This is a genomic window from Rhizobacter sp. (assembly GCA_019635355.1).
Taxonomy (GTDB): Bacteria; Pseudomonadota; Gammaproteobacteria; order Burkholderiales; family Burkholderiaceae_C; genus Rhizobacter.
The window spans coordinates 4,681,000-4,706,412 of the sequence record JAHBZQ010000001.1; the positions used below are offsets into that span (position 1 = coordinate 4,681,000).

16 protein-coding genes are annotated in these 25,413 nt (G+C 67.8%); 14 read left to right on the forward strand and 2 right to left on the reverse strand.

Annotated features, from left to right (window positions below; translation table 11 throughout):
• Window positions 1-36 precede the first annotated feature (36 nt).
• On the reverse strand, window positions 37-897 hold the full coding sequence (locus tag KF892_21785; protein MBX3627656.1) for a hypothetical protein: 861 nt from the start codon (window positions 895-897) through the stop codon (window positions 37-39).
• Window positions 898-1,009: 112 nt separating this feature from the next.
• Window positions 1,010-3,235 carry a xanthine dehydrogenase family protein molybdopterin-binding subunit gene (locus KF892_21790; protein MBX3627657.1) on the reverse strand — a complete coding sequence of 742 codons (2,226 nt, stop codon included), beginning with the start codon at window positions 3,233-3,235 and terminating at the stop codon, window positions 1,010-1,012.
• 234 nt (window positions 3,236-3,469) lie between these two features.
• Here KF892_21790 and KF892_21795 point away from each other — a divergent pair, with 234 nt between their 5' ends.
• The 14 genes from KF892_21795 to KF892_21860 all read left to right on the forward strand — a co-directional run bounded on the left by KF892_21795 (window position 3,470) and on the right by KF892_21860 (window position 25,411).
• The gene (locus tag KF892_21795; GenBank protein MBX3627658.1) at window positions 3,470-8,152 is read left to right on the forward strand and encodes an LLM class flavin-dependent oxidoreductase; all 4,683 of its coding nucleotides are present in this window, start codon (window positions 3,470-3,472) and stop codon (window positions 8,150-8,152) included.
• 79 nt (window positions 8,153-8,231) lie between these two features.
• A complete protein-coding gene (locus KF892_21800; GenBank protein MBX3627659.1) occupies window positions 8,232-14,759 on the forward strand; it encodes a KR domain-containing protein in 6,528 nt (2,175 codons plus the stop codon).
• Complete coding sequence (gene ccrA / locus KF892_21805; protein ID MBX3627660.1) at window positions 14,756-15,991, forward strand: crotonyl-CoA carboxylase/reductase; 1,236 nt, start codon at window positions 14,756-14,758, stop codon at window positions 15,989-15,991. Before KF892_21800 ends, ccrA begins: the two co-directional genes overlap by 4 nt.
• Complete coding sequence (locus KF892_21810) at window positions 15,988-16,986, forward strand: glycosyltransferase family 2 protein (protein ID MBX3627661.1); 999 nt, start codon at window positions 15,988-15,990, stop codon at window positions 16,984-16,986. The genes ccrA and KF892_21810 overlap by 4 nt, the downstream gene beginning before the upstream one ends.
• Before the next feature lie 2 nt (window positions 16,987-16,988).
• Window positions 16,989-18,020, forward strand: a complete 1,032-nt coding sequence (locus KF892_21815) for a glycosyltransferase family 2 protein (protein MBX3627662.1) — start codon at window positions 16,989-16,991, stop codon at window positions 18,018-18,020.
• Window positions 17,989-19,113 carry a hypothetical protein gene (locus tag KF892_21820; protein ID MBX3627663.1) on the forward strand — a complete coding sequence of 375 codons (1,125 nt, stop codon included), beginning with the start codon at window positions 17,989-17,991 and terminating at the stop codon, window positions 19,111-19,113. The genes KF892_21815 and KF892_21820 overlap by 32 nt, the downstream gene beginning before the upstream one ends.
• A gap of 84 nt (window positions 19,114-19,197) precedes the next feature.
• A complete protein-coding gene (locus KF892_21825; protein MBX3627664.1) occupies window positions 19,198-20,061 on the forward strand; it encodes a diiron oxygenase in 864 nt (287 codons plus the stop codon).
• Window positions 20,062-20,092: 31 nt separating this feature from the next.
• Window positions 20,093-20,344 (forward strand): hypothetical protein, encoded by a 252-nt coding sequence (locus KF892_21830; GenBank protein ID MBX3627665.1) that lies wholly within the window; start codon window positions 20,093-20,095, stop codon window positions 20,342-20,344.
• Entirely contained in the window at window positions 20,344-21,948 is a 1,605-nt protein-coding gene (locus tag KF892_21835) for an amino acid adenylation domain-containing protein (protein MBX3627666.1), read from the forward strand. The genes KF892_21830 and KF892_21835 overlap by 1 nt, the downstream gene beginning before the upstream one ends.
• Window positions 21,945-22,802 (forward strand): WecB/TagA/CpsF family glycosyltransferase, encoded by an 858-nt coding sequence (locus KF892_21840; protein ID MBX3627667.1) that lies wholly within the window; start codon window positions 21,945-21,947, stop codon window positions 22,800-22,802. Before KF892_21835 ends, KF892_21840 begins: the two co-directional genes overlap by 4 nt.
• Complete coding sequence (locus KF892_21845; protein ID MBX3627668.1) at window positions 22,799-23,668, forward strand: polysaccharide deacetylase family protein; 870 nt, start codon at window positions 22,799-22,801, stop codon at window positions 23,666-23,668. Before KF892_21840 ends, KF892_21845 begins: the two co-directional genes overlap by 4 nt.
• Complete coding sequence (locus KF892_21850) at window positions 23,665-24,648, forward strand: glycosyltransferase (protein MBX3627669.1); 984 nt, start codon at window positions 23,665-23,667, stop codon at window positions 24,646-24,648. The genes KF892_21845 and KF892_21850 overlap by 4 nt, the downstream gene beginning before the upstream one ends.
• Before the next feature lie 176 nt (window positions 24,649-24,824).
• Window positions 24,825-25,244, forward strand: coding sequence for a hypothetical protein (locus KF892_21855; GenBank protein ID MBX3627670.1), 420 nt, complete (start codon window positions 24,825-24,827; stop codon window positions 25,242-25,244).
• A gap of 17 nt (window positions 25,245-25,261) precedes the next feature.
• On the forward strand, window positions 25,262-25,411 hold the full coding sequence (locus tag KF892_21860; GenBank protein MBX3627671.1) for a hypothetical protein: 150 nt from the start codon (window positions 25,262-25,264) through the stop codon (window positions 25,409-25,411).
• The last annotated feature ends 2 nt before the right edge of the window (window positions 25,412-25,413 follow it).

A 25,413-nucleotide genomic window follows, 5' to 3' on the forward strand; every position in this document is an offset into this window, starting at 1 on the left:
CAGGCAGTGTAATTCCGCGCTCTGGCCGGGCCGGGCTCAGCCGACCTTCTCCAGCGTGTGGAATGTGGAGCGCGGCACCAGGCCTTCCAGGTTGTAGCCGCAGGCTTCCACGTGCGGGCGGAAAAACTCGAGGTCGTAGCGCGTCCAGGCGTGGCAGCCGAAGGGCAGCCGTTCGCCATTGAGCTTGAAGAGCCGGCGCGGCAGGGTCTCGAAGGAGAACTGGCGCGCCTCGTCGAACGAGGCCACCTTGAACCACGGCAGGTGGCGGTTGACCACCAGGCCCCAGAAGCTGTCTTCGCCGCGGGCGTAGTCGAGGGTGGTGTCGCCGCCGACGAGCATGCGCGGCAGGTCGGTGAGCGCGCGGCGCAGCGCCTGCAAAGGCTTGCGGCGCGCCTCGGTGGCGAGCAGGCGCAGCCACAGCCGCTTCGAGAGGCGGCCGCGCAGCATCGACGACACCTTGCGCAGCGAGAAGCCGCCGTTGCCGACGCCGTGCACTGCGGCGTTCTCCTTGGCCGCCACCATGCCTTCGAACCAGGGCGCACCGATGTAGTCGAGCCCGCGGTCGCACCAGGCGGCGAGGTCATCGCGGAAGACGAAGGCATCGAGTTCGTAGAAGAGCACGTACTCGTACTGCGCATAGCGGCGGTACAGGAAGGGCTCGATCTTCATCAGCGTGAAGTTCGCGTAGCTCGACTGCCAGTGCGGCGGGATGTGGTCGACCTCGATCTGCGGAATGACGGCGCGGTAGGCGCTCGTGTCCATGCCTTCGGGGCAGACGAGCCGGATCGGGTAGTGCCCCAGCACCTTGAAGCACTGCCGCAGCGAGATCTCTTCCAGCGGCGTGAAGGTGGGTTGGTGCACCGTGATGAGGATGACAACCCGCTTGGAATCTTTCATGGTGTGGACTGGCCCTGCCATCGTGCAGCGGCAGATTGTTGCCGCTGCCGGCGAGTCGGAAACCCACTCAATCGGGGGCCGATTTCAGCGTGATGCCATCGCGTGATGCACGTCACGCCCAGCCGAGCTTCGCGCGGCGGATCGGCAGCTCGCGCACCCGGTGGCCGGTGGCGCGGAAGATGGCGTTGCACACGGCGGGTGCCACCGGCGGCAGGGCCGGCTCGCCGAGGCCGCCGATGGGGTTGTCGGAACGCAGGAAGTGCACCTCGATCGCCGGCGCATCGGCCATGCGCAGCAGCGGGTAGTCGTGGAAGTTGCTCTGCTTCGCCCGGCCGCCTTCGATGTCGACCACCTGCAGCCAGGCGGCGCTCAGGCCGTCGAGGATGGCGCCTTGCACCTGGGCTTCGGCGCCGCTCAGGTTGACGATCTGCTCGCCCACGTCGCACACGCAGACCACGCGCGTCACCCGCAGCTGCCCCTCGGGTGACACCGCCACCTCGGCTACCTGCGCCACATAGCCGCCGTAGCTCGCGTGGAAGGCGATGCCCTGCGCCTGGCCGCGCGGCAGGCCGCGGCCCCACTGGCTCTTCTCGGCCACCGCCTGCAGCACGTGGCGCATGCGGGCCACCTGGTAGACGCCCTGGCGCGAGAAGAAGCCGGCCGGCCGCATGGCCTGGCGGTCGCCGAGCAGCGCGAGCCGGAAGGCCAACGGGTCTTGCTTCGCTGCATGGGCCAGCTCGTCGACGAAGCTCTGCACCACCCACGCGCTCACGTTGGCATGCGGGGCCCGCCACGCGCCCATCGGGATGCCGCAGTCGATGGCGCTCTGCTCCACCCGGCAATCGCTCACCCAGGGCGCCGGGAATTCCTGCCCCAGCTGCGGATCGATGGGGCCGCCTCGGCCGAAGCCGACGAAGTGGTCATGCCAGGCCACGACCGCGCCGGCCCGGTCGAGACCCCCTCGCAGCAGGTGAAAACCGCCGGCGCGGAAGTGGTCGTGCTGCAGGTCGTCTTCGCGCGACCACACGAGCTGCACCGGCACTTTCGAGCGCATCGCGATGGCGGCGGCCTCGACCACGTAGTCGCTGGAGAGCCGCCGCCCGAAGGCGCCGCCACCGCGCACGATGTGCAGGCGGATCGCGGCGGGCGGCACGCCCAGGCTCTTGCTCACGTGGTCGCGCGCCCAGGCCGGCGCCTGCGAGGCCGTCCAGAGCTGTAGCGTGCCGTCCTGGAACGAGGCGGTGCAGTTGAGCGGCTCCATCGCCGCGTGGGCGATGAACGGGTAGGTGTAGAACGCTTCGACGCGTTGCGCAGCCGAGGCCAGTGCCTTGGCCACGTTGCCCTCCTGGCGCGAGACATTGGCGCCGGGCAGGCGGGCGATGCGGGCCGCCTGCTCGGCGAAGGTGCTGAAGCCTTGCTGCCCCACCGGGCTCTCGGCCCACTGCACCTTGAGCTTCTTGCGTGCGCTGAGCGCAGCCCAGGTCGAGTCGGCCACGATCGCGACACCCGGGCGCAGGCCGAGCACGCCGCCGATGCCGGCCACGACAAAGGCATCGTGCACACCGGGCAGGGCCTTCACCTCGTCGAGGTTGGCGCTCTGCACCGCGCTGCCGAAGACCGGGCATTTCTCGTAGATCGCGTAGCGCATGCCGGGCAAGCGCACGTCGATGCCGAAGAGCGGCGCGCCGCGCACGAGCTTGTCGTTGTCGACACCGCCGATGCGTGTGCCCAGCAGCTTGAAGTCGCGCGGAGACTTGAGCTTGACCGCACGCCCAGTGGGCACGGGCAGGGCCGCGGCGCTCGCGGCCAGTTCACCGTAGCGCAGCGAGCGGCCCGAGGCGCGGTGGTGCACGGCGCTGAGCGCGGCGTGGCATTCACGCACCGGCACGCCCCACGCCTTGGCCGCCGCCTGCACAAGCAAGGTGCGCGCGGTGGCACCGAGCACGCGGAAGGCCTGGTAGTTCTTCGGCGTGGAGCTGCTCGCGCCGCTGAACTGGTTGCCGTAGGCCTCGTCGAGATCGCCTTGTTCGACGACCACGTCTTTCCAGTCGACCTCGAGTTCTTCGGCCAGCACCATCGGCAGCGAGGTCTTCACACCCTGGCCCACTTCCATCTGCTTGGCGATGAGGGTCACCACGCCATCGGGTGCGATGCGGATGAAGACGTTGGGCTTGAAGACCTCCTGCGAATGCAGGAGGGCTTGCGATCGGGCGGCGGCGCTCGCGTGACCCGAGGAGCGCAGCGCGAGACCGAGCATGAGCCCGCTGCCCGCGAGGGTGGTGACGGCGAGGAATTTCCGGCGTGCGGGGCGCTCGGGTTGAGCGGGCGTGTGGGTCACGGCGCGAATCGATCTGAAGGCTGCGGATTATTTCACTCGCGGCCCAAATCCTTCTCGTTTGGCCCCACGGTCTTACGCTCAACTAGGGGGTCTGGACCCCCGGTAATGCCGCACATAATTCCGCGGGTTTTTGCGTAGTTTGGGCCCGTCATCGGCTTGTTTTTTCGGCCACGCACGATGTGCATCGTGTCACGACCCAGGCCCTTGCCGACCGGCGATTGAACAAGAGAAAACATGGCGAACTCAGTGCGTAGCGTCCTCATCGGTTCGGAGTCCCTGCTGATCCAGTGCGGGCAGGTTCTCGAGCAGGCAGGCCACCAGATCGTGGCCGTGGTCACGACGCGCGTCGCGATCCGCCGATGGGCTGCCGAGAAGGGCATCCGCGTGCTGGCCGACTCGGCCGCGCTGCTCGCCGCGCAAGACATCCGCCCCTTCGACTACCTCTTCTCGATCACCAACCTCTCGGTGTTGTCGCCCGAGGTGATCGCGATGCCCACGCGCGCCGCGATCAACTTCCACGACGGTCCGCTGCCCGAATACGCCGGCCTCAACACGCCCGTGTGGGCCATGCTCAACGGCGAAGGCCGCCATGGCATCACCTGGCACATGATGACGAGCGCCGTCGACCAGGGCGACATCCTGGTGCAACGCCGCTTTGACCTGTCCGAAGGCGAGACCGCGCTCACGCTCAACACCAAGTGCTTCGAAGCCGGCATGGAGAGCTTCGAGGAGCTGGTGAGGGGCCTCTCCGACGGCACGCTGCAAGGCCGCCCGCAGACCGAAGGCGTGCAGAAGTATTTCGGCCGCAAGGATCGCCCCGCCGCGGCCTGTGCCATCCGCTGGGACGAGCCCGCGTCGAAGATCGCCACGCTCGTGCGTGCGCTCGATTTCGGCACCTATGCCAACCCGATCGGTGCGGCCAAGGCGCTGTACAACGGCCAACTGGTGATCGTGCCCGAGCTGCGGGTGACGGAGACCGCCTCCACGCAACCGGCCGGCACCATCGTCTCGGCGAACGAACATGCGGTCGTCGTCGCGACGGCCGACGTCGACGTCGAGTTCAAGCGCCTCGAAACGCTCGACGGCAAGCCGCGCTTCCTCAATTGCCCGGTGCTCAACCTGCGCACCGGTGCCCGCTTCGACGTGCTCGATGCCGCCACGGCCGACCAGCTCAGCGCCATCAACGCCTCGCTGTCGGCGCACGAGACCTTCTGGCTGCGCCGCCTGGAAACGCAGACGCCGCTCGAGCTGCCCTACATCGACCGCAGCGCCGCGCCGGTGGCCACGCAGTGGCAGCAGCTCGACGCTGCCCTGCCGGCCGGCGACGCCGACGCGCGCATCGCCGCACTCGTGGGCTACCTCGCACGCCTCACGGACAAAGACGGCTTCGACCTCGGCTTCGCCGACCCCGCGCTGCGCCGCGTTGTTGGCGCTGCCCCCGCCTGGTTCGCGCAACAGGTGCAGCTGCGCGTCTCACTCGATTTCTCGCGCGGCTTCGATGCGTTGCGCGCTTCCGTTGCCGACGAACTCGCCACGCTGCGCAAGCGTGTCGGCTATGCCAGCGACATCGTCGCCCGCTCGCCCGAGCTGCGCGCCGCCGCGGCCCAGAAAGACCCGCGCGTGCAGCCGGTGGCGCTGCTGATCGTCGACTCGCTCGGTGACGCCGCCGCCTTGCCCGGCAGCGAGCTCACCATCGCCGTCACCGCCGATGGTGCGCACAGCCGTTGGGTTTTCGACGCTTCCAAGCTCTCGCGCACGACCGTGGCTGCGATGCAGCAGCAGGCCGCCGAACTCCTGAAGGCCGCCGAGGCCAACGCCACCCGCGCCCTCGCCGAGCTGCCCTTGTGGGACGCCGCCGAGCGCAGCCGCGTGCTCGACCAGTGGAACGCCACCGACGCGCCTGCGCGCACCGATGCCTGCGTGCACCGCCTCTTCGAAGAGCAGGCCGCCCGCACGCCGAACGCGACGGCCGTGACCTGCGAAGACCAGTCGCTCAGCTACGACGAACTCAACCGTCGCGCCAACCAGCTGGCGCGCCGCCTCAAGTCGCTGGGCGTCGGCCCCGACGTGCTGGTGGGCCTGTGCGCCGAGCGTTCGGTGGAGATGATGGTGGGCCTGATCGCCATCCACAAGGCGGGTGGCGCGTATGTGCCGCTCGACCCGAGCTACCCGAAGGATCGCATCGCCTACATGGTCGAAGACTCCAAGGTGCCGGTGCTGCTGACGCAGGACCGCGTGGAGTTGCCCAAGCACAGCGCCAAGGTCATCAAGCTCGACACCGACTGGGCCTCGATCGCCACCGAATCGGCCGAGCCTTTCGACGGCGGCGCTGAGCCGCAGCACCTGGCCTACGTGATCTACACCTCGGGCTCCACCGGCAAGCCCAAGGGCGTGATGGTCGAGCACCGCAACGTCGTCAACTTCTTCGCCGGGATGGACCACCATCTCGGCGAGGATGGCCCCGGTACCTGGGTCGCCGTGACGAGCCTCAGCTTCGACATCTCGGTGCTCGAACTCTGCTGGACGCTCACCCGCGGCTTCCACGTCGTCATCGCCACCGGCGAAGAGCGCTCCGGCGCCGCCCCGCGTGGCGCGGCTGCGGCCCGCCCGCTCGACTTCAGCCTCTTCTACTTCTCGGCCAACGAGGCCGAAGGCGAAGGCCAGGAGAAGCACGACAAGTACAAGCTGCTGCTGGAAGGCGCCAAGTACGGCGACCAGCACGGCTTCTCGGCGGTGTGGACGCCCGAGCGCCACTTCCACGCCTTCGGCGGCCTGTACCCGAACCCGGCGGTGGCTGGCGCCGCCATCGCCGCCGTCACCGAGCGCATCAAGATCCGGGCCGGCAGCGTGGTGCTGCCGCTCCACCACCCGCTGCGGGTGGCCGAGGAGTGGTCGGTCGTCGACAACATCTCCAAGGGCCGTGTCGGCATCTCGTTCGCTTCCGGCTGGCAGCCGAACGACTTCGTGCTCAAGCCCGAGAACTTCGCCGACAACAAGAACATCATGCTGCGCAACATCGAGACCGTGCGCAAGCTGTGGCGCGGTGAGAAGTGCAGTTTCCCCGGTGCCACCGGCAACGAGGTTGAGGTCGGCATCCTGCCGCGCCCGGTGCAGAAGGACCTGCCGTACTGGGTCACGTCGGCCGGCAACCCCGAGACCTTCATCGCCGCTGGCAAGCTCGGCGCCAACGTGCTGACGCACCTGCTGGGCCAGACGGTGGAAGAACTCGACGGCAAGCTCGCGGCCTACCGCAAGGCCTGGAAGGATGCGGGCCACCCGGGTGAGGGCTACGTGACCCTGATGCTGCACACCTTCGTCGGCCCCGACGAAGCCGAGGTGCGCGCCAAGGTCAAGCAGCCGCTGATCGACTACCTCAAGACCTCGCTCAACCTCGTCAAGCAATACGCCTGGTCCTTCCCCGCGTTCAAGAAGCGCGAGGGCATGGACGGCCCCAACTCCACCGCCAGCCTCGATCTGCAAAGCCTCAACGACGAGGAGATGCAAGGCCTGATGGAGCACTCGTTCAACCGCTACTACGAGACCAGCGGCCTCTTTGGCACGCCCGAGAGCTGCCTGAAGCAGGTCGACGCGATCAAGGCGATCGGCGTCGACGAAGTGGCCTGCCTGATCGACTTCGGCGTCGACTCGCCCTCGGTGCTGGCCCACCTCGAATACCTGAACGAGCTGCGCAAGAACGCCACGCCGCGCCGCACGGCCGCCAGCGCCAACACCGACTACTCCATCCCCACGCTGCTCAAGCGCCACCAGGCCACGCATCTGCAATGCACGCCGTCGATGGCGCGCATGCTGCTGCTCGACCCGGCCGCGGCCGACGGCCTGCGCGGCCTCAAGCGCATGATGGTCGGCGGCGAAGCGCTGCAGGCGCCGCTCGCCCGCGAGCTGAAGGGCGCCATCAGCGCAAGCGGCCACCTGATGAACATGTACGGCCCGACCGAGACGACGATCTGGTCGTCGGTGCACCGGGTCGACACGGTCGACGGCATCGTGCCGCTCGGCAAGCCGCTCGCCAACCAGGCGATCTACATCCTCGACACCCGCCAGCAGCCCACACCCGTCGGCGTGCCGGGCGAACTCGTGATCGGCGGCAAGGGCGTGGTGCGCGGTTACCTGCACCGCCCCGAACTCACCGCCGAGCGCTTCCTGCCGCACCCGATCAAGGGCGCGGCGGGCGGCCGTGTCTACCGCACCGGCGACTTGGCGCGCCTGCGTGACGATGGCTCGCTCGAATTCCTCGGCCGCTTCGACCACCAGGTGAAGGTGCGCGGCTACCGCATCGAGCTCGGCGAGATCGAGGCCTCGCTCCTGAGCCACACCGGCGTGCGCGAGACGGTCGTCGTCGCGCGTGAAGACACGCCGGGCGACGTGCGCCTCGTGGCCTACATCGTGCCGTCGGCCAAAGACAGCGCCCCCGCGGCCGAGCTGAAGGAGCACCTGCGCACCCGCATGCCCGACTTCATGGTGCCGGCGCACTTCGTGACGCTCGATGCGCTGCCGCAGACGCCCAACGGCAAGATCGACCGCAAGCAGTTGCCTGCGCCCGAAGCCAGCAAGGCGCCGCTCGCCGCTGAAAGTTTCGTCGCTCCCGCCAACGATCTCGAAGAGCAGATCGCCGCCATCTGGAAAGACGTGCTCAAGCTGCCGCAGGTCGGCTCGCGCGACAACTTCTTCGACCTCGGCGGCCACTCGCTGCTGGCCGTGCAGGCGCACCGCCGCCTGCGGGACGCGCTGCAGCGCGACATCTCCATCACCGACATCTTCCGCTTCCCCACCATCCAGAGCCTCTCCGCCTTCCTGGGCGAGGGCGGCGTGGACGACGCGGGTGCGAAGGCCGGCAATGCCCGCGCGCAGGGCCGCCGCGCGGTGATGCAGCAGCGCCGCCAGGCGTCTCGCGTCTGAGCCTGGCGTCTGACATTTCCAAACACAGAACACCGATGAACCGCTCGACAGAGGCAGGCTGCCCGCAGGGAAACACCGCATGACCGACGAGGTGAACGAGACTGACATCGCCATCGTTGGGATGGCGATCCGTGTACCGGGGGCTTCGAACCCCGAAGAGTTCTGGGCCAACCTGCGCAACGGCGTGGAAGCCACGCGGCCGTACACCGACGAAGAGTTGCTCGCCAAGGGCGTGTCGCAGAGCACGCTGGCTGACCCCAACTACGTGAAGGCCGGCATCCAGCTGCAGGACCTCGACGCCTTCGACCCCGAGTTCTTCGGCTTCAGCCAGAAGGAAGCGGCGATCCTCGACCCGCAGCACCGCCAGTTCTACGAAGTCTGCTGGGAAGCGCTCGAACGCGCCGGCCACCCGCCCGAGACCTTCGAGGGCGCCGTCGGCCTCTTCGCCGGCTGCGGCATGGGCGCGTACTTCACCTTCAACCTGCTCTCCAACCCGGAGCTGGTCGATTCGGTGGGCCTCTTCCTGTTGCGCCACACCGGCAACGACAAGGACTTCCTGTCGACGCGCGTTTCCTACGCCTTCAACCTGCACGGCCCCTGCGTCAACGTGCAGACGGCGTGCTCGACCTCGCTCGTCGCCACCCACATGGCGGTGCAGAGCCTGCTCTCGCGCGAGTGCGACATGGCGCTCGCCGGTGGCGTGACCATCGAAATGCCGCACGGCGTGGGCTACCACTACAAGGAAGGCGAGGTGCTCTCGCCCGACGGCCATTGCCGCACCTTCGACCACCGCTCCAAGGGCACGGTGTTCGGCAGCGGCGCCGGTGTGGTGGTGCTGCGCCGCCTGGAAGACGCGCTGCGCGATGGCGACCACGTGCATGCGGTCATCAAGGGCAGTGCGGTCAACAACGACGGCGCACGCAAGGTCGGCTACCTCGCACCCAGCGTGGATGGCCAGGCGGCCTGCATCACCGAAGCGCTGGCCGTGTCCGACGTGACGGCCGACACGCTGAGCTACATCGAATGCCACGGCACGGCCACGCCGGTCGGCGACCCGATCGAGATCGCGGCGCTCACGCAAGCCTTCCGCGACACCACCGACAAGGTCGGCTACTGCAAGGTCGGCTCGGTCAAGACCAACATCGGCCACCTCGACACCGCGGCCGGTGTGGCGAGCCTCATCAAGGCCACGCTCGCCCTCGAACACAAGCAGATCCCGCCTTCGCTGAATTTCGAAGCGCCCAACCCGCGCATCGGCTTCGAGGGCAGCCCGTTCACCGTGGCCTCGAAGCTCGCCGACTGGACGACCGACGGTGGCCCGCGCCGCGCCGGCGTCAACTCGCTGGGCGTGGGCGGCACCAACGCCTTCGTCGTGCTGCAGGAAGCGCCGGCCCGCAAGCCGAGCGCCATCGACGAGAGCACGCAGCTGCTGGTCTTGTCGGGCCGCAACCGCAAGGCGCTCGACGACAACGCCAAGCGCCTGGCCGCCTGGCTGCGAGAGCATCCCGAGCAGCCGCTGGCCGACGTGGCCTACACGCTGCGGGTGGGCCGCCGTGGCTTCGAACAGCGCCGCGTGCTCGCCGCCACCAGCCGCGAGGAAGCCATCGCGCTGCTGGAAATCAACGACGCCAAGCGCGTGTTCAACCACACCAAGGAGCTGGAGCACCCGCAGGTGGTGTTCATGTTCCCGGGCGGTGGTGCGCAATACGTGCGCATGGGCGCCGGGCTCTACGAGAAAGAACCCGTCTTCCGCGAGTGGATCGACAAAGGCCTCGCGATTCTCAAGAACCGCTTCAACGCCGACCTCGCGCCGGTGCTGCTGGCGAAAGAGGTCACGCCCGAGCTGAATGACGCCATCGCCAAGCCCTCGGCGCAGCTGCCGCTGACCTTCCTGGTCGAGATCGCGCTCACCAAGCTGTGGGAGTCCTACGGCGTCAAGCCCGACATGGTGATCGGCCACAGCATGGGCGAGAACGCGGCGGCCTGCATCGCCGGGGTGTTCTCGTTCGAAGACGGCCTGGGTCTCCTGCTGCTGCGCGGCCAACTGGTCGAACAGACGCCTCGCGGTTCGATGATCAGCGTGCCGATGGCCGCCAAGGAGCTGCGCCCGCTGCTGGGCAACGAACTCGACCTCGCTTCGGCCAACAGCCCGCAGCTCTCGGTGATGTCGGGCCCGCTGCCCCCGCTCGAAGCGCTCGCCGCCAAGCTCAAGGAGCAGGGCATCGACACGCAGCGCGTGAAGGTCGACGTGGCTGGCCACTCGCGCCTGCTCGACGGCATCCTGCCGCGCTTCCGCCAGTACCTGCAGAGCATCCAGCTCCACGAGCCGAAGCTCAAGCTTGTCTCCAACTTCACCGGCCAGTGGCTGGAGCCCGGCAAGGCGCGCGACCCGGAATACTGGGTGCAGCACTTCCGCAATTCCATCCTCTTCGCCGACGGCGTGGACACGCTGCTCGAGAACGAAAACCTCGTGTTCCTCGAAGTGGGCCCGGGCAACATGCTCGGCTCCTTCGTGCGCCAGAACCCGCGCTCGCCGACGCAGCGCGTGCTGTCGTCGATGCGCCACCCGAACGACCCGTTGCCCGACCACGTGTACTTCCGCACCGTGATGGGCCGCCTGTGGGCGCTGGGCGTCGATTTCGATGTGACGCGCCTGTGGGGCAAGAACCGCCACCGCGTCACGCTGCCGAGCTACGCCTTCCAGCACGGCCACTACTGGATCGAGCCGGGCACCGGCAAGCTCGGCGCCGGCCGCGCCGATGCCGAGCGCCCGCTGCGCCAGGCCGAGATGGGCGACTGGTTCAAGAAGCCGCGCTGGGTGCAGCAGGGCATCCTCGAATCGAACGAAGAGCCGAAGACCTGGCTGGCCTTCCACGGCCGCGAGCCGTTGTCGCTGGCGATGGTCTCGGGTCTGCGTGAAGACGGCCACACCGTGATCTCGGTGCTGCCGGGCGACACCTACGCCCAGGTCGACGACACCACCTACACGATCGCCGCCGAGGCGGGCGGCGTGGGCTACCCCGAGCTGATGGAGTCGCTGGAAGCGCGCGGCATCGTGCCCGACCGCGTGCTGCACACCTGGCTCGTCACGCTCGACCGCAACTTCCGCCCCGGCTCGACCTTCTTCCACCGCAACCAGGAACACGGCTTCTATTCGCTGTTCCACCTGGCGCGGGCGCTCGCCAAGGCTGGCCTCGCCGACCGTGGCGTGCACATGACGGTCGTCTCCAACGGCGCGCTGCGCGTGGGCGACGAAGCGCTGCTCTTCCCCGACAAGGCGACCGCGCTCGGCCCGTGTGCCGTGATCCCGCGCGAGTTCCCGAACGTCACCTGTGCCTTCGTCGATGTCGACCTCGGTGCCCCGCGTGCGGGCACGAAGCGCACGTCGCAGAACGACCTCGCGCTCGCCAAGATGGCGGCCGACGTGAGCGGCGAGCTGCTGGCCGACCCCGGCACGCGTGTGATCGCTTGGCGCAACGGCGTGCGCTGGGAGCGCCATCTCAGCAACGTCAAGTCGCCGGCCGGCGAATTGCCCGCGACCAAGCTGCGCCAAGGCGGTGTCTACATGATCACCGGCGGCCTCGGCGGTATCGGTGGCTTGATGGCCGAGTGGTTGGCGCGTGAATACAAAGCCAAGCTCGTGTTGCTGGGCCGCACGCCGCTGCCCGAGCGGGGCGAGTGGGATGCGTGGCTGGCCGAGCACGAGGCCGACGATTCCATCGCGCAAGGCATCCGCAAGGTGCGCCAGCTCGAATCGCTGGGCGCCACCGTGCTGCCGCTGTCGGCCGACGTGGCCGTGGCCGACCGCATGAAGGAAGTGGTGGACGAGGCGCGCGCCGCGTTCAAGCAGATCCACGGCGTGTTCCACGCGGCCGGCACGATCCGCGACAGCCTGATCCAGGTGAAGAGCCCGCGCGACATCGAAGACGTGTTTTCCGCCAAGGTCTATGGCACCTTGGTGCTCGACGAGATCTTCCGCAGCACCTCGACAGAGAGGCCGCTCGACTTCATGGTGCTCTTCTCGTCGACCAGCGCGTACATCGCGCCGAGCGGCCAGATCGACTACGTGGGCGCGAGCGCCTTCGTCAACGCCTTCGCCGAATCGTGCCGCGGTGCGCGGCCGTACCCGGTGACGTCCATCGCCTGGGGCATCTGGAAAGACGTCGGCATGGTGGGCCAGCTCGGGGCGCCTGCCGATGCGGCAAAAGACGACGCCGGCATCACCCAAGGTGAGCCGCTGCCGGTCCACAACCCGCATTTCGACAAACGCTTCTCCGCCCGCGACGGCCTCGCCCAGCTGGAACTCTTCACCGGCGTGCTGAAGAGCACCGACTGGGTGATCGACGAGCACCGCCTCGGCAGCGGCGAAGCGCTGCTGCCTGGCACCGGCTACCTCGAACTCGTGCGCGCTGCACTCGCCGAGCTGGGCCAGACCAGCGGCTGGCAGCTGAGCAACCTCGTGTTCGAGAACCCGCTCTTCGTCGACGACGGCGGCGAGCGTGCCTTCCGTGTGCGCCTGCGCGGCGATGAGCAGCGCTGGGACGTGGAGATCCTCGCCGCCGGCGACCGCGAAGGCCGCTTCGTGCGCTGCGCGACAGCGCGTGTCACGCTGTCCAAGGCCGATGCGCCTGCGAAGGTCGACATCGCCGCCATCGAAGCCCGCTGCACCGGCAAGAGCGAAGTCGCTGCCGGCTCCGGTGCGCTGCGCACCCGGCAGGAAAGCCACATCCGGTTCGGCCCGCGCTGGCGTGTGCTGAAGCGCCTGCAGCTCGGCCAGAAGGAAGCGATCGCGCTGCTGCAGCTGCCGGCCGAATTCCACGGTGACCTGGCGACCAACGGCCTGCACCCGGGCCTGCTCGACATCGCGACCGGCTATGCGATGGACCTCATCCCCGGTTATGCCGACCAGGACGTGGTGCAGAACCTCTGGGCGCCGATCTCCTACCGCGGCCTGCGTTTCATCGCGCCGCTCACCGGCGAGATCCACAGCTGGGTGCGCCTGGCGAGCGAGGGATCGGTGACGAGCGACTTCGCCGCCTTCGACGTGACGCTCACCGATGCGCAGGGCAATGTGCTCGCCGAAGTCGACCGCCTGACTCTGCGCCGCCTCGACGGCCCGTGGCACGCACCCAAGCCCGAAGCGGGTGTCGACTCGGCGGGCGAGGGCGCCACCGAGCCGGCCGCACGCGCCAAGACGCTGTCACCCGGCGAGATCGCGCTGCGCCACAACGTGAGCCAGGGCATCGCCCCGGCCGATGGCCTGAAGGCGCTCGACCGCATCCTGCGCGGCGACATGCCGTCTGAGGTGATCGTCAGCTCGATGAAGATCGACGAGCTGATCGCGCAGGCCGAGTCGCTCAGCCGCGCCGCGCTCAGCACCGGCGAAGCGCGCTTCTCGCGCCCCGAGCTCGACAGCGATTTCGCGCCGCCGCGCGACAGTTTCGAAAAGGGCCTGGCCGAACTGTGGGGCAGGCTGCTCGGCGTGGAAGGCGTGGGCATCCACGACAGCTTCTTCGACCTCGGCGGCCATTCGCTGATCGCGGTGCGTCTCTTCAACGACATCGCCGACAAGTTCGAGGTCGACCTGCCGATGTCGGTGCTGATGCAGTCGCCCACCATCGAAGGGCTGGCGACGCTGGTGCGCGGTGACGTCTACAGCGAAGAGGCTGCTGCGGCCGAAGGCGAGAGTGGCGCCAGCGCCGCGCCGCGCCAGAAGGCCGAGCTGCGCTTCCGCCACGTGGTGCCGATGCACACCGGCCCGGTGGCTGGCCGCACGCCGCTCTTCGTGGTGGCGGGCATGTACGGCAACGTGCTCAACCTCAGCCACCTGGCACACCTGCTGGGCGAAGACCGGCCGTTCTACGCGCTGCAGGCGCGTGGCCTGTATGGCGATGTGGAGCCGCACGAGAGCTTCGAGGAGGCCGCGGCCGACTACATCGCCGAGATCGTGCAGATCCAGCCGCAGGGCCCGTACCTGCTGGGTGGCTTCTCGGGTGGCGGCCTGATCGCCTACGAGATGGCGCGCCAGCTGATGGCCAAGGGCGAAGAGGTGCAGGGTGTGCTGATGCTCGACACCCCGGCGCGCGAGATTCCCAACTTCAGCCTCGGCGACAAGCTCGCGATGCTGGTGCAAAGCGCGCAGCGCGAAGGCCTGGGCATCGTCGGCAAGAAGATCGCCGCACGCATCGAGTGGGAGAAGGAAAAGCGCCGTCGCCAGGAGGAGCGCGCCGCGAACAACGGCAACGCCGCGGCCGAGGCGAACACCGCCAACTTCCAGTCGCGCCGTATCGGCGACGCCTTCCTGCGTGCGCTGGCCAAGTACAAGATTCCGAAGGTGCCGGTGAAGGTGGCGGTGTTCCGCCCCAAGCTGGACGTGAAGTTCCGGCTGTCGGGGGGACGGCTGGTGGATTCCTACCGCAACTACGTCCGTGAAGACAACTTCTGGACGCCGCACGTCGGCCACCTGCAGGTGTTCGAGGTGCCGGGCAACCACGACAACATGGTGCTCGAGCCCAACGTGCGGGTGCTGGTGTCGCTGTTGCGGCGGGTGATCGAGGGCCTGAGCAAAGGCTCCAACCAAGAAACGAAAAAGGGAGTAGCTGCATGAGCACCAAAGACCTGTACGAACTCGGCGAGATGCCGCCGCTCGGCCATGTGCCGGCGAAGATGTATGCGAGCCTGATCCGCCCCGAGCGTTATGGCGAGCCGGAGCAGGCGTTCCAGGTCGAGGTGGTCGACACGCCGAAGCCCGGCCCGAAGCAGGTGCTGGTCTACGTCATGGCCGCAGGCATCAACTACAACAACGTGTGGGCCGCGCTCGGCACGCCCGTCGACGTGGTTGCCGCGCGCCGCAAGCAGAACCCAGCGGCCGAAGCCTTCCACATCGGCGGCTCCGATGCCTCGGGCATCGTGTGGGCGGTGGGCGAGGGCGTGAGCCAGGTGAAGGTGGGTGACGAGGTCGTGCTCTCGTGCGCCATGTGGGACGAGAACGCCGCCGACATCCAGGCCGGTGCCGACCCCATCACGTCGACCAGCTGCAAGATCTGGGGCTACGAAGAGAACTGGGGTTCGTTCGCGCAGTTCACCCGCGTCGACGAGTACCAGTGTTTCAAGAAGCCTCCGAAGCTTTCGTGGGAGGCCGCGGCCGCCTACATGCTCGTGGGCGCCACCGCCTACCGCCAGCTGATGGGCTGGGAGCCGCACACCGTGAAGCCAGGCGACCCGGTGCTGATCTGGGGTGGCTCGGGTGGCCTCGGCTCGATGGCCATCCAGATCGTCAAGGCCAAGGGCGGCATCCCGATCGCCGTGGTCTCGTCGGAAAGCCGCATGGAGCACTGCCGCAAGCTCGGCGCGCACGGCGTGATCAACCGCACCGACCCCGCCTTCACCCACTGGGGCCGCCTGCCCGACACCGCCGACGCCGCGGCGTATGCCGAGTGGATGAAGGGCGCCAACGCCTTCCGCAAGAAGTGGTCGGAAGTGCTGGGCTCGCGCCAGGGCCCGCGCATCGTGCTCGAGCACCCGGGCGAGTCGACCATCCCGACGTCCATTCTGGTGTGCGACAACGCCGGCATGGTGGTGATCTGCGCAGGCACCACCGGCTACAACGCCGACGTGGACCTGCGCTACCTGTGGATGCGCCAGAAGCGCCTGCAGGGCTCGCACTTCGCCAACACCGAGCAGTGCAAGGCGCTGAACGACCTGGTGATCGACGGCCTGGTCGACCCGGCGCTGGCCGGCGTCTACGAGTTCGACGAAGTGGGCAAGGCGCACCAGCTGCTGCACACCAACACCCACCCGTCGGGCAACCTGGCGATCCGGGTCAACGCGCGGGCATGACCGGGGCAGTCGACACGCCGAAGCTCTTGGTGTCGATCGTCGCCTACAAAGGCGCCGATCTCACCATCGACTGCCTGCGCTCCATCGAGCCGGAGTTGCCGTCGGTGCCCGGCGTGCGGGTCATCGTGGTCGACAACGCGTCGCCCGATGGTGCGGCCGACAAGGTCCAGCAGGCCATCGACGAGCACGGCTGGGGCACCTGGGCCACGCTGATCCGCGCGCCCGGCAACCACGGCTTCGCCGCCGGCAACAACATCGCGATCCGCGAGCGGCAGGACGCCGACCACGTGCTGCTGCTCAACCCCGACACGATCGTGCGGCCCGGCGCCTTGCGCACGCTGCTCGACTTCATCGAAGCCCACCCCCAGGTCGGCATCGCCGGTGGCCGCAGCGAAGACCTCGACGCCACGCCGCAGATGTGCTGTTTCCGTTTCCCGAATGCAGTGAACGAGGTGCTGGGCTACCTGGGCATCGGCCTCCTCGACCGCCTGTTCGCGAAGCGCCTCACGCGCGTCGGCATCCCACAGCAACCGGTGCCGGTCGACTGGGTGTCGGGTGCGTTCATGCTGATCCGCAAGGCCGTGATCGACCAGATCGGCCTGATGGACGAGACCTACTTCCTCTATTTCGAAGAGACCGACTACACCCGCCGCGCCAAGCTCGCCGGCTGGGAGGTGTGGCACGTGCCGCAGGCGCGCATCGTGCACCTGGTGGGCCAGTCGAGCGGCGTGACCGTGCGCAACGCGCCGAAGAAGCGGGTGCCCGGTTATTGGTTCGACTCTCGCCGGCGCTACTTCGTGCTGCACCACGGGCGCCTGTACACCGCGCTGGCCGACATCGGCGTCGTGCTGGCCTACCCGGTCGGCCGGCTGCTCGATGCGCTGCGCCGCAAGCCGAACCGCCACGCGCCGCATTTCATCGGCGACTTCGTGCGCCACAGCGCGGTGCTGCGCGGAGAGCCCGGCCCGCTGCAGCTGCGGCGCGCGGAAACATGACGATGCAGCCCGCGCGGGTGCAGGTCGTCATCGTCAACTACAAGACCGGCCGGCTCGCGGTCGATTGCCTGCGGTCGCTGGTCGAGGAAGTGGCCGCGGTGCCGGGCACCGTCGTGACCGTGGTCGACAACCGCTCGGGTGACGATTCGGTCGACGTGATCGGCCGGGCGATCGAAGCCGAAGGGTGGTCGTCGTGGGCTCGGCTGCTCCCGGCCCCGGTCAACGGTGGCTTCTCGTATGGCAACAACTTCGCCGTGCGGCCCACACTCGCCGACCCGAACGGCCCGGCCTACTACTGGCTGCTGAACCCCGACACGCGCATCAAGCCGGGTGCCCTGCGCACCCTCGTGGACTTCCTCGACGCGCACCCCAAGGCCGGCATCGCCGGCAGCCGGTTCCTGCTGGAAAGCGGCGAGCCCTGGCCTTACGCCTTCCATTTCCCCAGCATCTGGAGCGAACTCGCCGGGGGCCTGCGGCTGAGCCTGGTCGCCCGCTTGCTGAAACACCGCGCGGGCCTGCGGCCGATGGGCGAGGAGCCCGCCGAGGCCGACTGGCTTCCCGGGGCCAGCCTGCTCGTGCGCCGCGAGGTCTTCCAGACCATCGGCCTCATGGACGAGGGCTATTTCCTTTATTTCGAAGAAACCGACTTCTGCCTCGCCGCCCGCCGCGCCGGCTGGCAAACGTGGCACGTCCCGCAAAGCGTGGTGCTGCACCTGGTCGGCCAGAGCACGCAGGTCAGCGGCCACCACGCGGCGAAGAACCGGCGACCGGCGTACTGGTTTGAGTCGCGCCGCCGTTACTGGGTCAAGAACCACGGCTGGCTGTATGCGGCTGCCACCGATCTCCTCTGGGTGCTGGCCTTCCTCACCTACAAGCTGAGAAGCGTCGTGCAGCGCAAGTCGGGCGAGTACCCTCCGCACTTCCTTGGCGACTTCCTGCGCCACTCCGCAATGTTCCACCGCGGCCTGCCGGGCAACGCAGCCGTTTCGCCGTCTCCTGACCATGGCCATCCAGATCGTTCCCCACAGCGCTGAATGGCGCGAGGCCGTGCAGGCCTTCAACGAGCGCATGCGTGCCGGCGGCTCCGGCTGGAGCTTCTACGTCGACCCGGTGCCCGACTGGATCCCGCCGCGCGATGGCCAGAACGTCTGGCGCGAGTACCACCTCGCGGTGGAAGACGGCGAAGCGGTGCGCGGCTGCTTCGCGCTCAAGCCGCAAGACTGGCTCATCAACGGCCAGATCCAGGTCGTGACCGACTGGCAGGGCCCGTTCTCCGAAGGTGTGATCGACACCCGCCACGGCATGCTGGGCCTGCGCATGATCCGCGACATGCTCAAGAAGCGCCCCCTGCTCTACAGCTGGGGCCACGGCGGCGACGACCAGCCGGTGGTGCAGATGCTGCGCAAGATGAACTGGCTCCTGCACCCGACGCCGTTCTGCCTGCTGGTGGTCAAGCCCTTCCGCTTCCTGCGGCTCAACGCCTTGCTGCGCCAGACGCCGGCGCGCCGGGCCTTGCTCGATCTGGGGGCATTCACCGGCCTTGGCTGGCTGGGCCTCAAGGCGCTGCACCTCGGCGCCAAGCTCAAGGCCAAGGGCGGCGGCTTCAAGGCCCGTGCGATGGAAGTGCCCAACTTCGGCCCCTGGGCCGATGCCCTGTGGGAGCGTTGCAAGAGCAGCTACCGCGCCATTGCGGTGCGCGATGCGGCCTCGATGAACGCGCTGGCCCCCGAAGGGGCTTGGCCGCCGGTCACCCGCCTCAAGATCGAGCGCGACGGCCAGGTCATCGGCTGGGCGCTGGTGATGGACACGCACATGAAAGGCGAGCACCGTTTCGGTGACCTGCACGTGGGCTCCATCGTCGACACCCTGGCCCTGCCATCGCAGGCGGGCGAGGTGGTGCATGCCGCGACCCGGCACCTGGTGGCCAAGGGGGTGGACATCGTCGTCTCCAACCAGGCTCACCCTGACTGGGCCCAGGGTTTTGCGCAAAACGGCTACGCGGTCCTACCGAACAAGCGGCTCTTCGCCATGTCGCCGCAGCTGCAGGAAGCGCTGGCGCCCTTCACCGAAGTGTCAAAAGGCCTGCACCTGACAAATATGGACGGTCACGGCCCCATGGCCCTCTAGTGCCCTGGCTTCGCGGGATTGCTTTTGACTTGACTTCGTGCCGATACTTTCGGCTCGAAAAAACCTGTTACCCGGGACGCCGTCATGGAAACCGCATCTGAACTCGCCGTCCGCCTGACCAAGGCTTCGCGCAAGAAGCACTGGGACGTCTACAACACCTTCGAATGGCCCGAGGCGCTCGACGCCAACGCCTGGTACATGCCGCCCGAGCTGATCTCGCTCTACGGCACGCCCGCCTGGGACGCGTTGACCGAAGAGCAGCAAAAACGCCTGAGCCTCTACGAACTCGGTAATTTTTTCAGCCTCGTGCTGCAAGGCGAACGCCCACTGGTCGCCGGTCTCGTCGACCGCCTCTACGCCAAGGGCAACACCACCTCCGTCAACGAGTACCTGCACCATTTCGTCGACGAAGAGAACAAGCACATGGTGATGTTCGGCGAGTTCTGCAACCGCTACGTCGGCAAGGTGTACCCCGAGAAAAAGATCATCCTGCCGCGCGAATACGCCAAGGGCGAGGAAGAGGTGGCCTTCTATTGCAAGGTGATGGTCGTCGAGGAACTGGGCGACTTCTACAACCTCGCGATCGAGAAAGACGAGCGCTGCGACGCGCTGGTGCGCGAGGTCAACAAGGTGCACCACATCGACGAAGCGCGCCACCTGGCCTTCGGCCGCGTGCAGCTGGCCGAGCTCTTCAACAAGTTCGCACCCGGCTGGTCGGCCGAGACGCTGGCCGGCTTCCGCCAGTGGCTGGGCGACTACCTGCGCGCCTCCTGGGGCGACTACTACAACCCGACCATGTACCGCGACGCGGGCCTCGCCGACTCCTACGAGCTGCGCCAGATGGCCATGAGCCACCCGGTGTGCGCCGAGTTCCGCAAGCGCGCCTCGTCCAAGGTCGTCAACTACTTCATCAAGACCGGCCTGCTGGTCGAGGAGCCCGCGCTCTGAGCGGCGGGCCACCTCCACGGACTCCAAACACATGCAAGAACAAGAGATCAGGGCCAAGCTCCGCGACTGGATCGTCAAGCACTCCAAGGCCCCGGGCAAGGCGAACTTCAGCGACGACACCAAGATTCTCGAAGAGGGCATCCTGTCCTCGCTCGACATCGTCGAGTTCGTGCTCTTCATCGAAAGCCTGCGCGGCGAAGACATCGACACCGACGACATCGAGCCCGCGGTCTTCACCAGCATCAACACGCTGTACACGGCGTTCTTCACCCAGGTGGCCTGATGCCCCACGACGCACGCAGCCTTCGCAGCGGCTTCCTCCAGTCGGCAGCACGGCACGGCGATCGGCCGGCGCTGCAGCTTGACGGGGTGGTGCTGAGCTACGGCGAGCTGCGGGTTCGTGCGGCCTCGTTCGCGCAGACGCTGCAGCAGCACGCGCCGGCCGGCGAGCCCGCGTTGACGGCCGTGTTCGCGCACCGCTCGATCACGGCCTATGCCGGCGTGCTGGGCGGCCTGTTTCGTGGCCACGGCTACGTGCCGCTCAACCCCGGCTTCCCGACCGACCGCACGCGCGGCATGCTGATCCGCTCGGAGTGCCAGAGCCTGATCGTCGACGCCCACGGCGCGGCGCAGCTCGGCGAAGTGCTGCAAGGCGTGGAGCGCCCGCTGGTGCTGCTGCTGCCCGACCATGACGACGTGACGGCGCTCGCCGCCCTGTGGCCGCAGCACTGCTTCCTCGGCAAGGCCGACCTCGTCGACGGCAGCGGCTGGACCGAAGGCCCGGTCGACCCGAGCGGCATTGCGTATCTGCTCTTCACCTCGGGCAGCACCGGCCAGCCCAAGGGTGTGATGGTGGCGCACCGCAACGCGGTGCCGTATGTCGATGCGATGGTCGAGCGCTATGGCGTCACCGAGCACGACCGCTTCTCCCAGACCTTCGACCTGACCTTCGACCTCTCGGTGCACGACATGTTCGTCTGCTGGGAGCGTGGCGCCTGCCTGTGCGCGCCGACGAACGGCCAGAAGATGTTCCCCGGCAAGTACATCACCGACTGCGGCATCACCATGTGGTTCTCGGTGCCGTCGACCGCGGTGCTGATGAACAAGCTCAAGATGCTCAAGCCCGGCAAGTACCCGGGCTTGCGCTACAGCCTCTTCTGCGGCGAGGCGCTGCCGGTCGAGATCGTGCAGAAGTGGGCCGAGGCCGCGCCGCAGTCGATCATCGAGAACCTCTATGGCCCGACCGAGCTGACCATCGCCTGCACGCTTTACCGCTGGAACAACGAGACCTCGCCGGCACAAGCCGAGATGGGCGTCGTGCCCATCGGCGAGCCGTACCCGGGCATGAAGGTGCTGGTGGCCGACGAGCAACTGCACGAAGTGCCAGTCGGCGAGGCTGGCGAACTGTTGATGACCGGCCCGCAGCTCACGCTCGGCTACTACAAGGACGCCGATCGCACGGCCGCCGCCTTCGTCGTGCCCCCGGGCCAGAGCGAGGTCTATTACCGCACCGGCGACCGTGTGCGCCGCCCGCAGCCGGGCCAGCCGCTCGTCTACTTCGGCCGCATCGACAACCAGATCAAGATCCAGGGCTACCGCGTGGAACTGGGCGAGATCGAGGCGGTGATGCGGCAGGAGGCTGGCGTCGACGTGGCCATCGCGATCGGCTGGCCGGTGAGTGCCAGTGGCGCCGACGGCATCGTCGGCTTCCTGGGGGCGGACGCGGCTGACGTCGATGCCATCCGCCAGCGTGTGATCTCGCGCCTGCCGCCCTACATGCACCCGAGCGAGTTGCGCCTCGTCTCCGAATTCCCCCTCAACGCGAACGGCAAGGTCGACCGCAAGGCGCTGCTGGCATCGCTCGCACAACCGGCCGCCGTCGCATGAACCCGATGAGCCCCAACGACATCGCCACGGTGCCCGGTGCGCTGGCACCGGTCTTCGTGCCGGCCCCGCCGCCGGCCGAGAGCAGCATCCTGCCGGTGCTGGGCGTGCCAGTGACCGACGTGACGATGGAGCATGCGCTCGGCCTGCTGCAGAACATGCTCTACGAGCAGCCGCGCCGCGCGCATTCGGTGTACTTCGTCAACACGCACACGCTCAACAACGCCTGCGACAACCCGGCCTACCGCGCGGTGCTGCAGTCGGCCGACCGTGTGTTCGGCGACGGTACCGGCGTGCGCTGGGCCTCGCGCATCCTGCATGGCGTGACCTTGAAGGACAACGTCAATGGCACCGACCTCGTGCCGCTGATGTTCCAGCGCTGGGCGAACCAGGGGCTGCGCTACTTCCTGCTCGGCAACACGCCCGAACGCATCGAGATCGCGGCCAGGCGTGCACAGGAGATGTTCCCGGGCTGGACACTCGCGGGCTACCACACCGGCTACCTCGGCCCCGACGACCACGCCAAGGTGATCGAGAAGATCAACGCCTCGGGCGCCGACCTGATGCTCGTCGGCATGGGCAACCCCAAGCAGGAGCAGTGGATCCACGATCACCTCGACCAGCTCATCGTGCCGCTGTGCCTGGCGACGGGTGGGCTCTTCGACTACTGGGTCGGTGACCTCGTGCGTGCGCCCAGGTGGGTGCGCAAGCTCGGCTACGAGTGGCTGCACCTGATGACCCGCCAGCCCCACAAGGCTGGCCGCTACCTGATCGGCAACCCGAAATTCCTCGCCCGCATCGTGCGCAGCTGGCTTCTCCGTCACGACAAGCGCCACGACCGCCAACGACGCGCATGACCATTTCCACGCTTCGCTGGATCGTCAAGAAAACTGCCCGGACCGCCATGGTGCTGGGCAGTTTCATCAGTGGATCCCTCGCGCTGCGGCGCCTCGCCGGCGGAGGCGCCACGACCGTCCGCGTGATCACCTACCACCGCTTCGGCGACGCCGTGCGCGACCCGTGGTGCGTGAGCGCGGCCGCCTTCGAAGAGCAGATGCGCTGGCTGGCCGAAAGCAAGCTCGCCGTCTCACTCGACCAGGTCGAGCGCTTCGCGCGTGGCGAGATCGACCTGCCCGATGGCGCCGTGCTCGTCACGATGGACGACGGCTTCAGCAGCTGGCTGCACGTCGCCGCACCCATCTTGCAGCGCCATCGCATCCCCGCGGTCGCCTACATGACCACGAGCTTCATGGGCACGACGAGTGTCTCCGGCGAGCCCTACCTCACCTGGGACGAAGTGGCCCAGCTCGCCAAGGTGCCGGGCATCACCATCGGGTCGCATGCGCACCATCACTGCTCGATTGCCAAGCTCGGTGTCGAGCAGGTGCGCGAAGAAGGCATCCGGTCGAAGCAGTTGCTCGAGCAATGCATCGGCGCGCCGGTTCGCAGCTTCGCCTACCCCTTCGGCATGCGTACCGACGAAAGCACGATGACCGAGCGCGTGTTGGGCGAGTGCGGCTACGACAGCATCTTCATCGCCCAGCACGGCGTGCTGCGCCGCGGTGCGCGGCTCGCACGCCTGCCGCGGGTGAAGGTCGAAGGTGGCGACGCCTTGTGGATGTTCAAGCTGCTGTGTCGCGGCGGCATGGACGGCTGGAAGCTCGTCGACGACACGCTCTGGAAACTGCAACGCCCGGCGGCGGCCGAGCAGGCGCAGTCATGAGCCTTCCGGGTGTCGCGGTTGTCGCCATCGGGCGCAACGAAGGCGAGCGTCTGCGCGCCTGCTTGAGCTCCGTGGTCGGCACGGCCGAGGTCGTCGTGTATGTGGACTCCGGCTCGACCGACGATTCGGTCGTCATGGCGCAGTCCAAGGGTGTCGAGGTCGTGACGCTGCCCAAGGATGTCGTCTTCACCGCAGCGCTCGCGCGCAACGCCGGCTGGCGCAGGGTGCTCGAACTCGCGCCGCACATCCAATTCATCCAGTTCGTCGATGGGGACTGTGCGGTCGATCCCGCGTGGCTCTCGACAGCGGAAGAATTCCTGAAGAGCCACGCCGACGTGGCCGCGGTGTGTGGCCGCCGCCGCGAGCGCTACCCCGAGCGCTCCATCTACAACCTGCTGTGCGACCAGGAGTGGGGCTCGGCCGCGGCGGGCCAGACCAAGGCTTGCGGCGGCGACGTGATGATCCGCGCCGCGGCGCTCGTGGCCGTCGATGGCTACAACCCCAAGCTGATCGCCGGCGAAGAGCCCGAGCTGTGCGTGCGCATGCGTGCCAAGGGCTGGAAGGTCTGGCGCCTCGCGGCCGAGATGACCTTGCACGACGCGGCGATGTTCCATTTCAGCCAGTGGTGGAAGCGCTCCATGCGCGCCGGCTACACCTTCGCCGAAGGGGTGCACATGCACGGCAAGCCGCCCGAGCGGCACCGCGTGGTCGAATCGCGCCGCACCTGGATCTGGGGTCTCGTGATCCCGCTTGTGGCCGTGCTGGGTGCGGTGCTCGTAAGCCCCTGGCTGCTTGCGCTGCTCTTGCTCTACCCGGCGCAGGTGCTGCGTGTGTATGTGGCCTCGGCTGGCTCGACGCGAGGTCGTGCCGCACGCGCTTTCTTCATGGTGCTCGGCAAGTTCGCCGAAATGGCAGGGCAGCTCAAGTTCCTGCGCTTGCGTCTCTCGGGTCAAACGGCCCGATTGATCGAATACAAGTAGTTCAAAGCGGTGCAGAAGGCGGTGCCGATGCACTGCGCCGATGCGTGATTTTTCGCATGCCGTGCGGGCCCGTATTCGGGGGGGAACCCCCTCGTTTCGACCTGCGCTGCAACCAGCTTTTCAGAGGTAGCGGGATACACTCGCTGCGCTCAAAACAGACCTCCAGGAGTGCTTGCATGTCCCATGAAGACCTGACCCGCGAAGAAGAGGTCGAAGGCTCTTCCGATCGCTCGTTCGGCGTCGTGTTTGCGGTCGTGTTCCTCATCATCGCGTTGTTCCCGCTGCTGCATGCGGGTGCGGTGCGCTGGTGGTCGGTGGGTGTGTCGGCCGCGTTCGCAGTGGTCGCCTTCACCGTGCCGAGCATCCTCGCGGTGCCCAATCGCCTGTGGATGAAGTTCGGCCTGCTGCTCGCGAAGATCGTGAGCCCGATCGCGCTGGGCATCCTCTTCTATCTGGTGTTCACGCCCATCGGCCTGCTCATGCGCCTCTCGGGCAAGGACCCGATGCGCCTCAAGGCCGACCCGAATGCCAAGTCGTACTGGATTGATCGTGAGCCCCCCGGCCCGCCGCCCCAGTCGATGACCAACCAGTTCTGAATTTAGGGAGACACACGATGTCGATGATCAAGGAACTCTGGGCCTTCATGCGTGCCCGCAAGAAGGTGTGGCTGTGGCCGATCTTCGGAATGATGGCGCTCCTGGGCGTGCTGATCGTGCTGGCCAAGGGCTCGGCCGTGGCGCCGTTCATCTACACCCTGTTCTGAGC

Bases quoted from the DNA above. Each gene is read 5' to 3' on its own strand.
- KF892_21785 (MBX3627656.1), bottom strand. From the start codon at position 897: ATGAAAGATTCCAAGCGGGTTGTCATCCTCATCACGGTGCACCAACCC.
- KF892_21795 (MBX3627658.1), top strand. From the start codon at position 3,470: ATGGCGAACTCAGTGCGTAGCGTCCTCATCGGTTCGGAGTCCCTGCTG.
- KF892_21800 (MBX3627659.1), top strand. From the start codon at position 8,232: ATGACCGACGAGGTGAACGAGACTGACATCGCCATCGTTGGGATGGCG.
- ccrA (MBX3627660.1), top strand. From the start codon at position 14,756: ATGAGCACCAAAGACCTGTACGAACTCGGCGAGATGCCGCCGCTCGGC.
- KF892_21810 (MBX3627661.1), top strand. From the start codon at position 15,988: ATGACCGGGGCAGTCGACACGCCGAAGCTCTTGGTGTCGATCGTCGCC.
- KF892_21815 (MBX3627662.1), top strand. From the start codon at position 16,989: ATGCAGCCCGCGCGGGTGCAGGTCGTCATCGTCAACTACAAGACCGGC.
- KF892_21820 (MBX3627663.1), top strand. From the start codon at position 17,989: ATGGCCATCCAGATCGTTCCCCACAGCGCTGAATGGCGCGAGGCCGTG.
- KF892_21825 (MBX3627664.1), top strand. From the start codon at position 19,198: ATGGAAACCGCATCTGAACTCGCCGTCCGCCTGACCAAGGCTTCGCGC.
- KF892_21830 (MBX3627665.1), top strand. From the start codon at position 20,093: ATGCAAGAACAAGAGATCAGGGCCAAGCTCCGCGACTGGATCGTCAAG.
- KF892_21835 (MBX3627666.1), top strand. From the start codon at position 20,344: ATGCCCCACGACGCACGCAGCCTTCGCAGCGGCTTCCTCCAGTCGGCA.
- KF892_21840 (MBX3627667.1), top strand. From the start codon at position 21,945: ATGAACCCGATGAGCCCCAACGACATCGCCACGGTGCCCGGTGCGCTG.
- KF892_21845 (MBX3627668.1), top strand. From the start codon at position 22,799: ATGACCATTTCCACGCTTCGCTGGATCGTCAAGAAAACTGCCCGGACC.
- KF892_21850 (MBX3627669.1), top strand. From the start codon at position 23,665: ATGAGCCTTCCGGGTGTCGCGGTTGTCGCCATCGGGCGCAACGAAGGC.
- KF892_21855 (MBX3627670.1), top strand. From the start codon at position 24,825: ATGTCCCATGAAGACCTGACCCGCGAAGAAGAGGTCGAAGGCTCTTCC.
- KF892_21860 (MBX3627671.1), top strand. From the start codon at position 25,262: ATGTCGATGATCAAGGAACTCTGGGCCTTCATGCGTGCCCGCAAGAAG.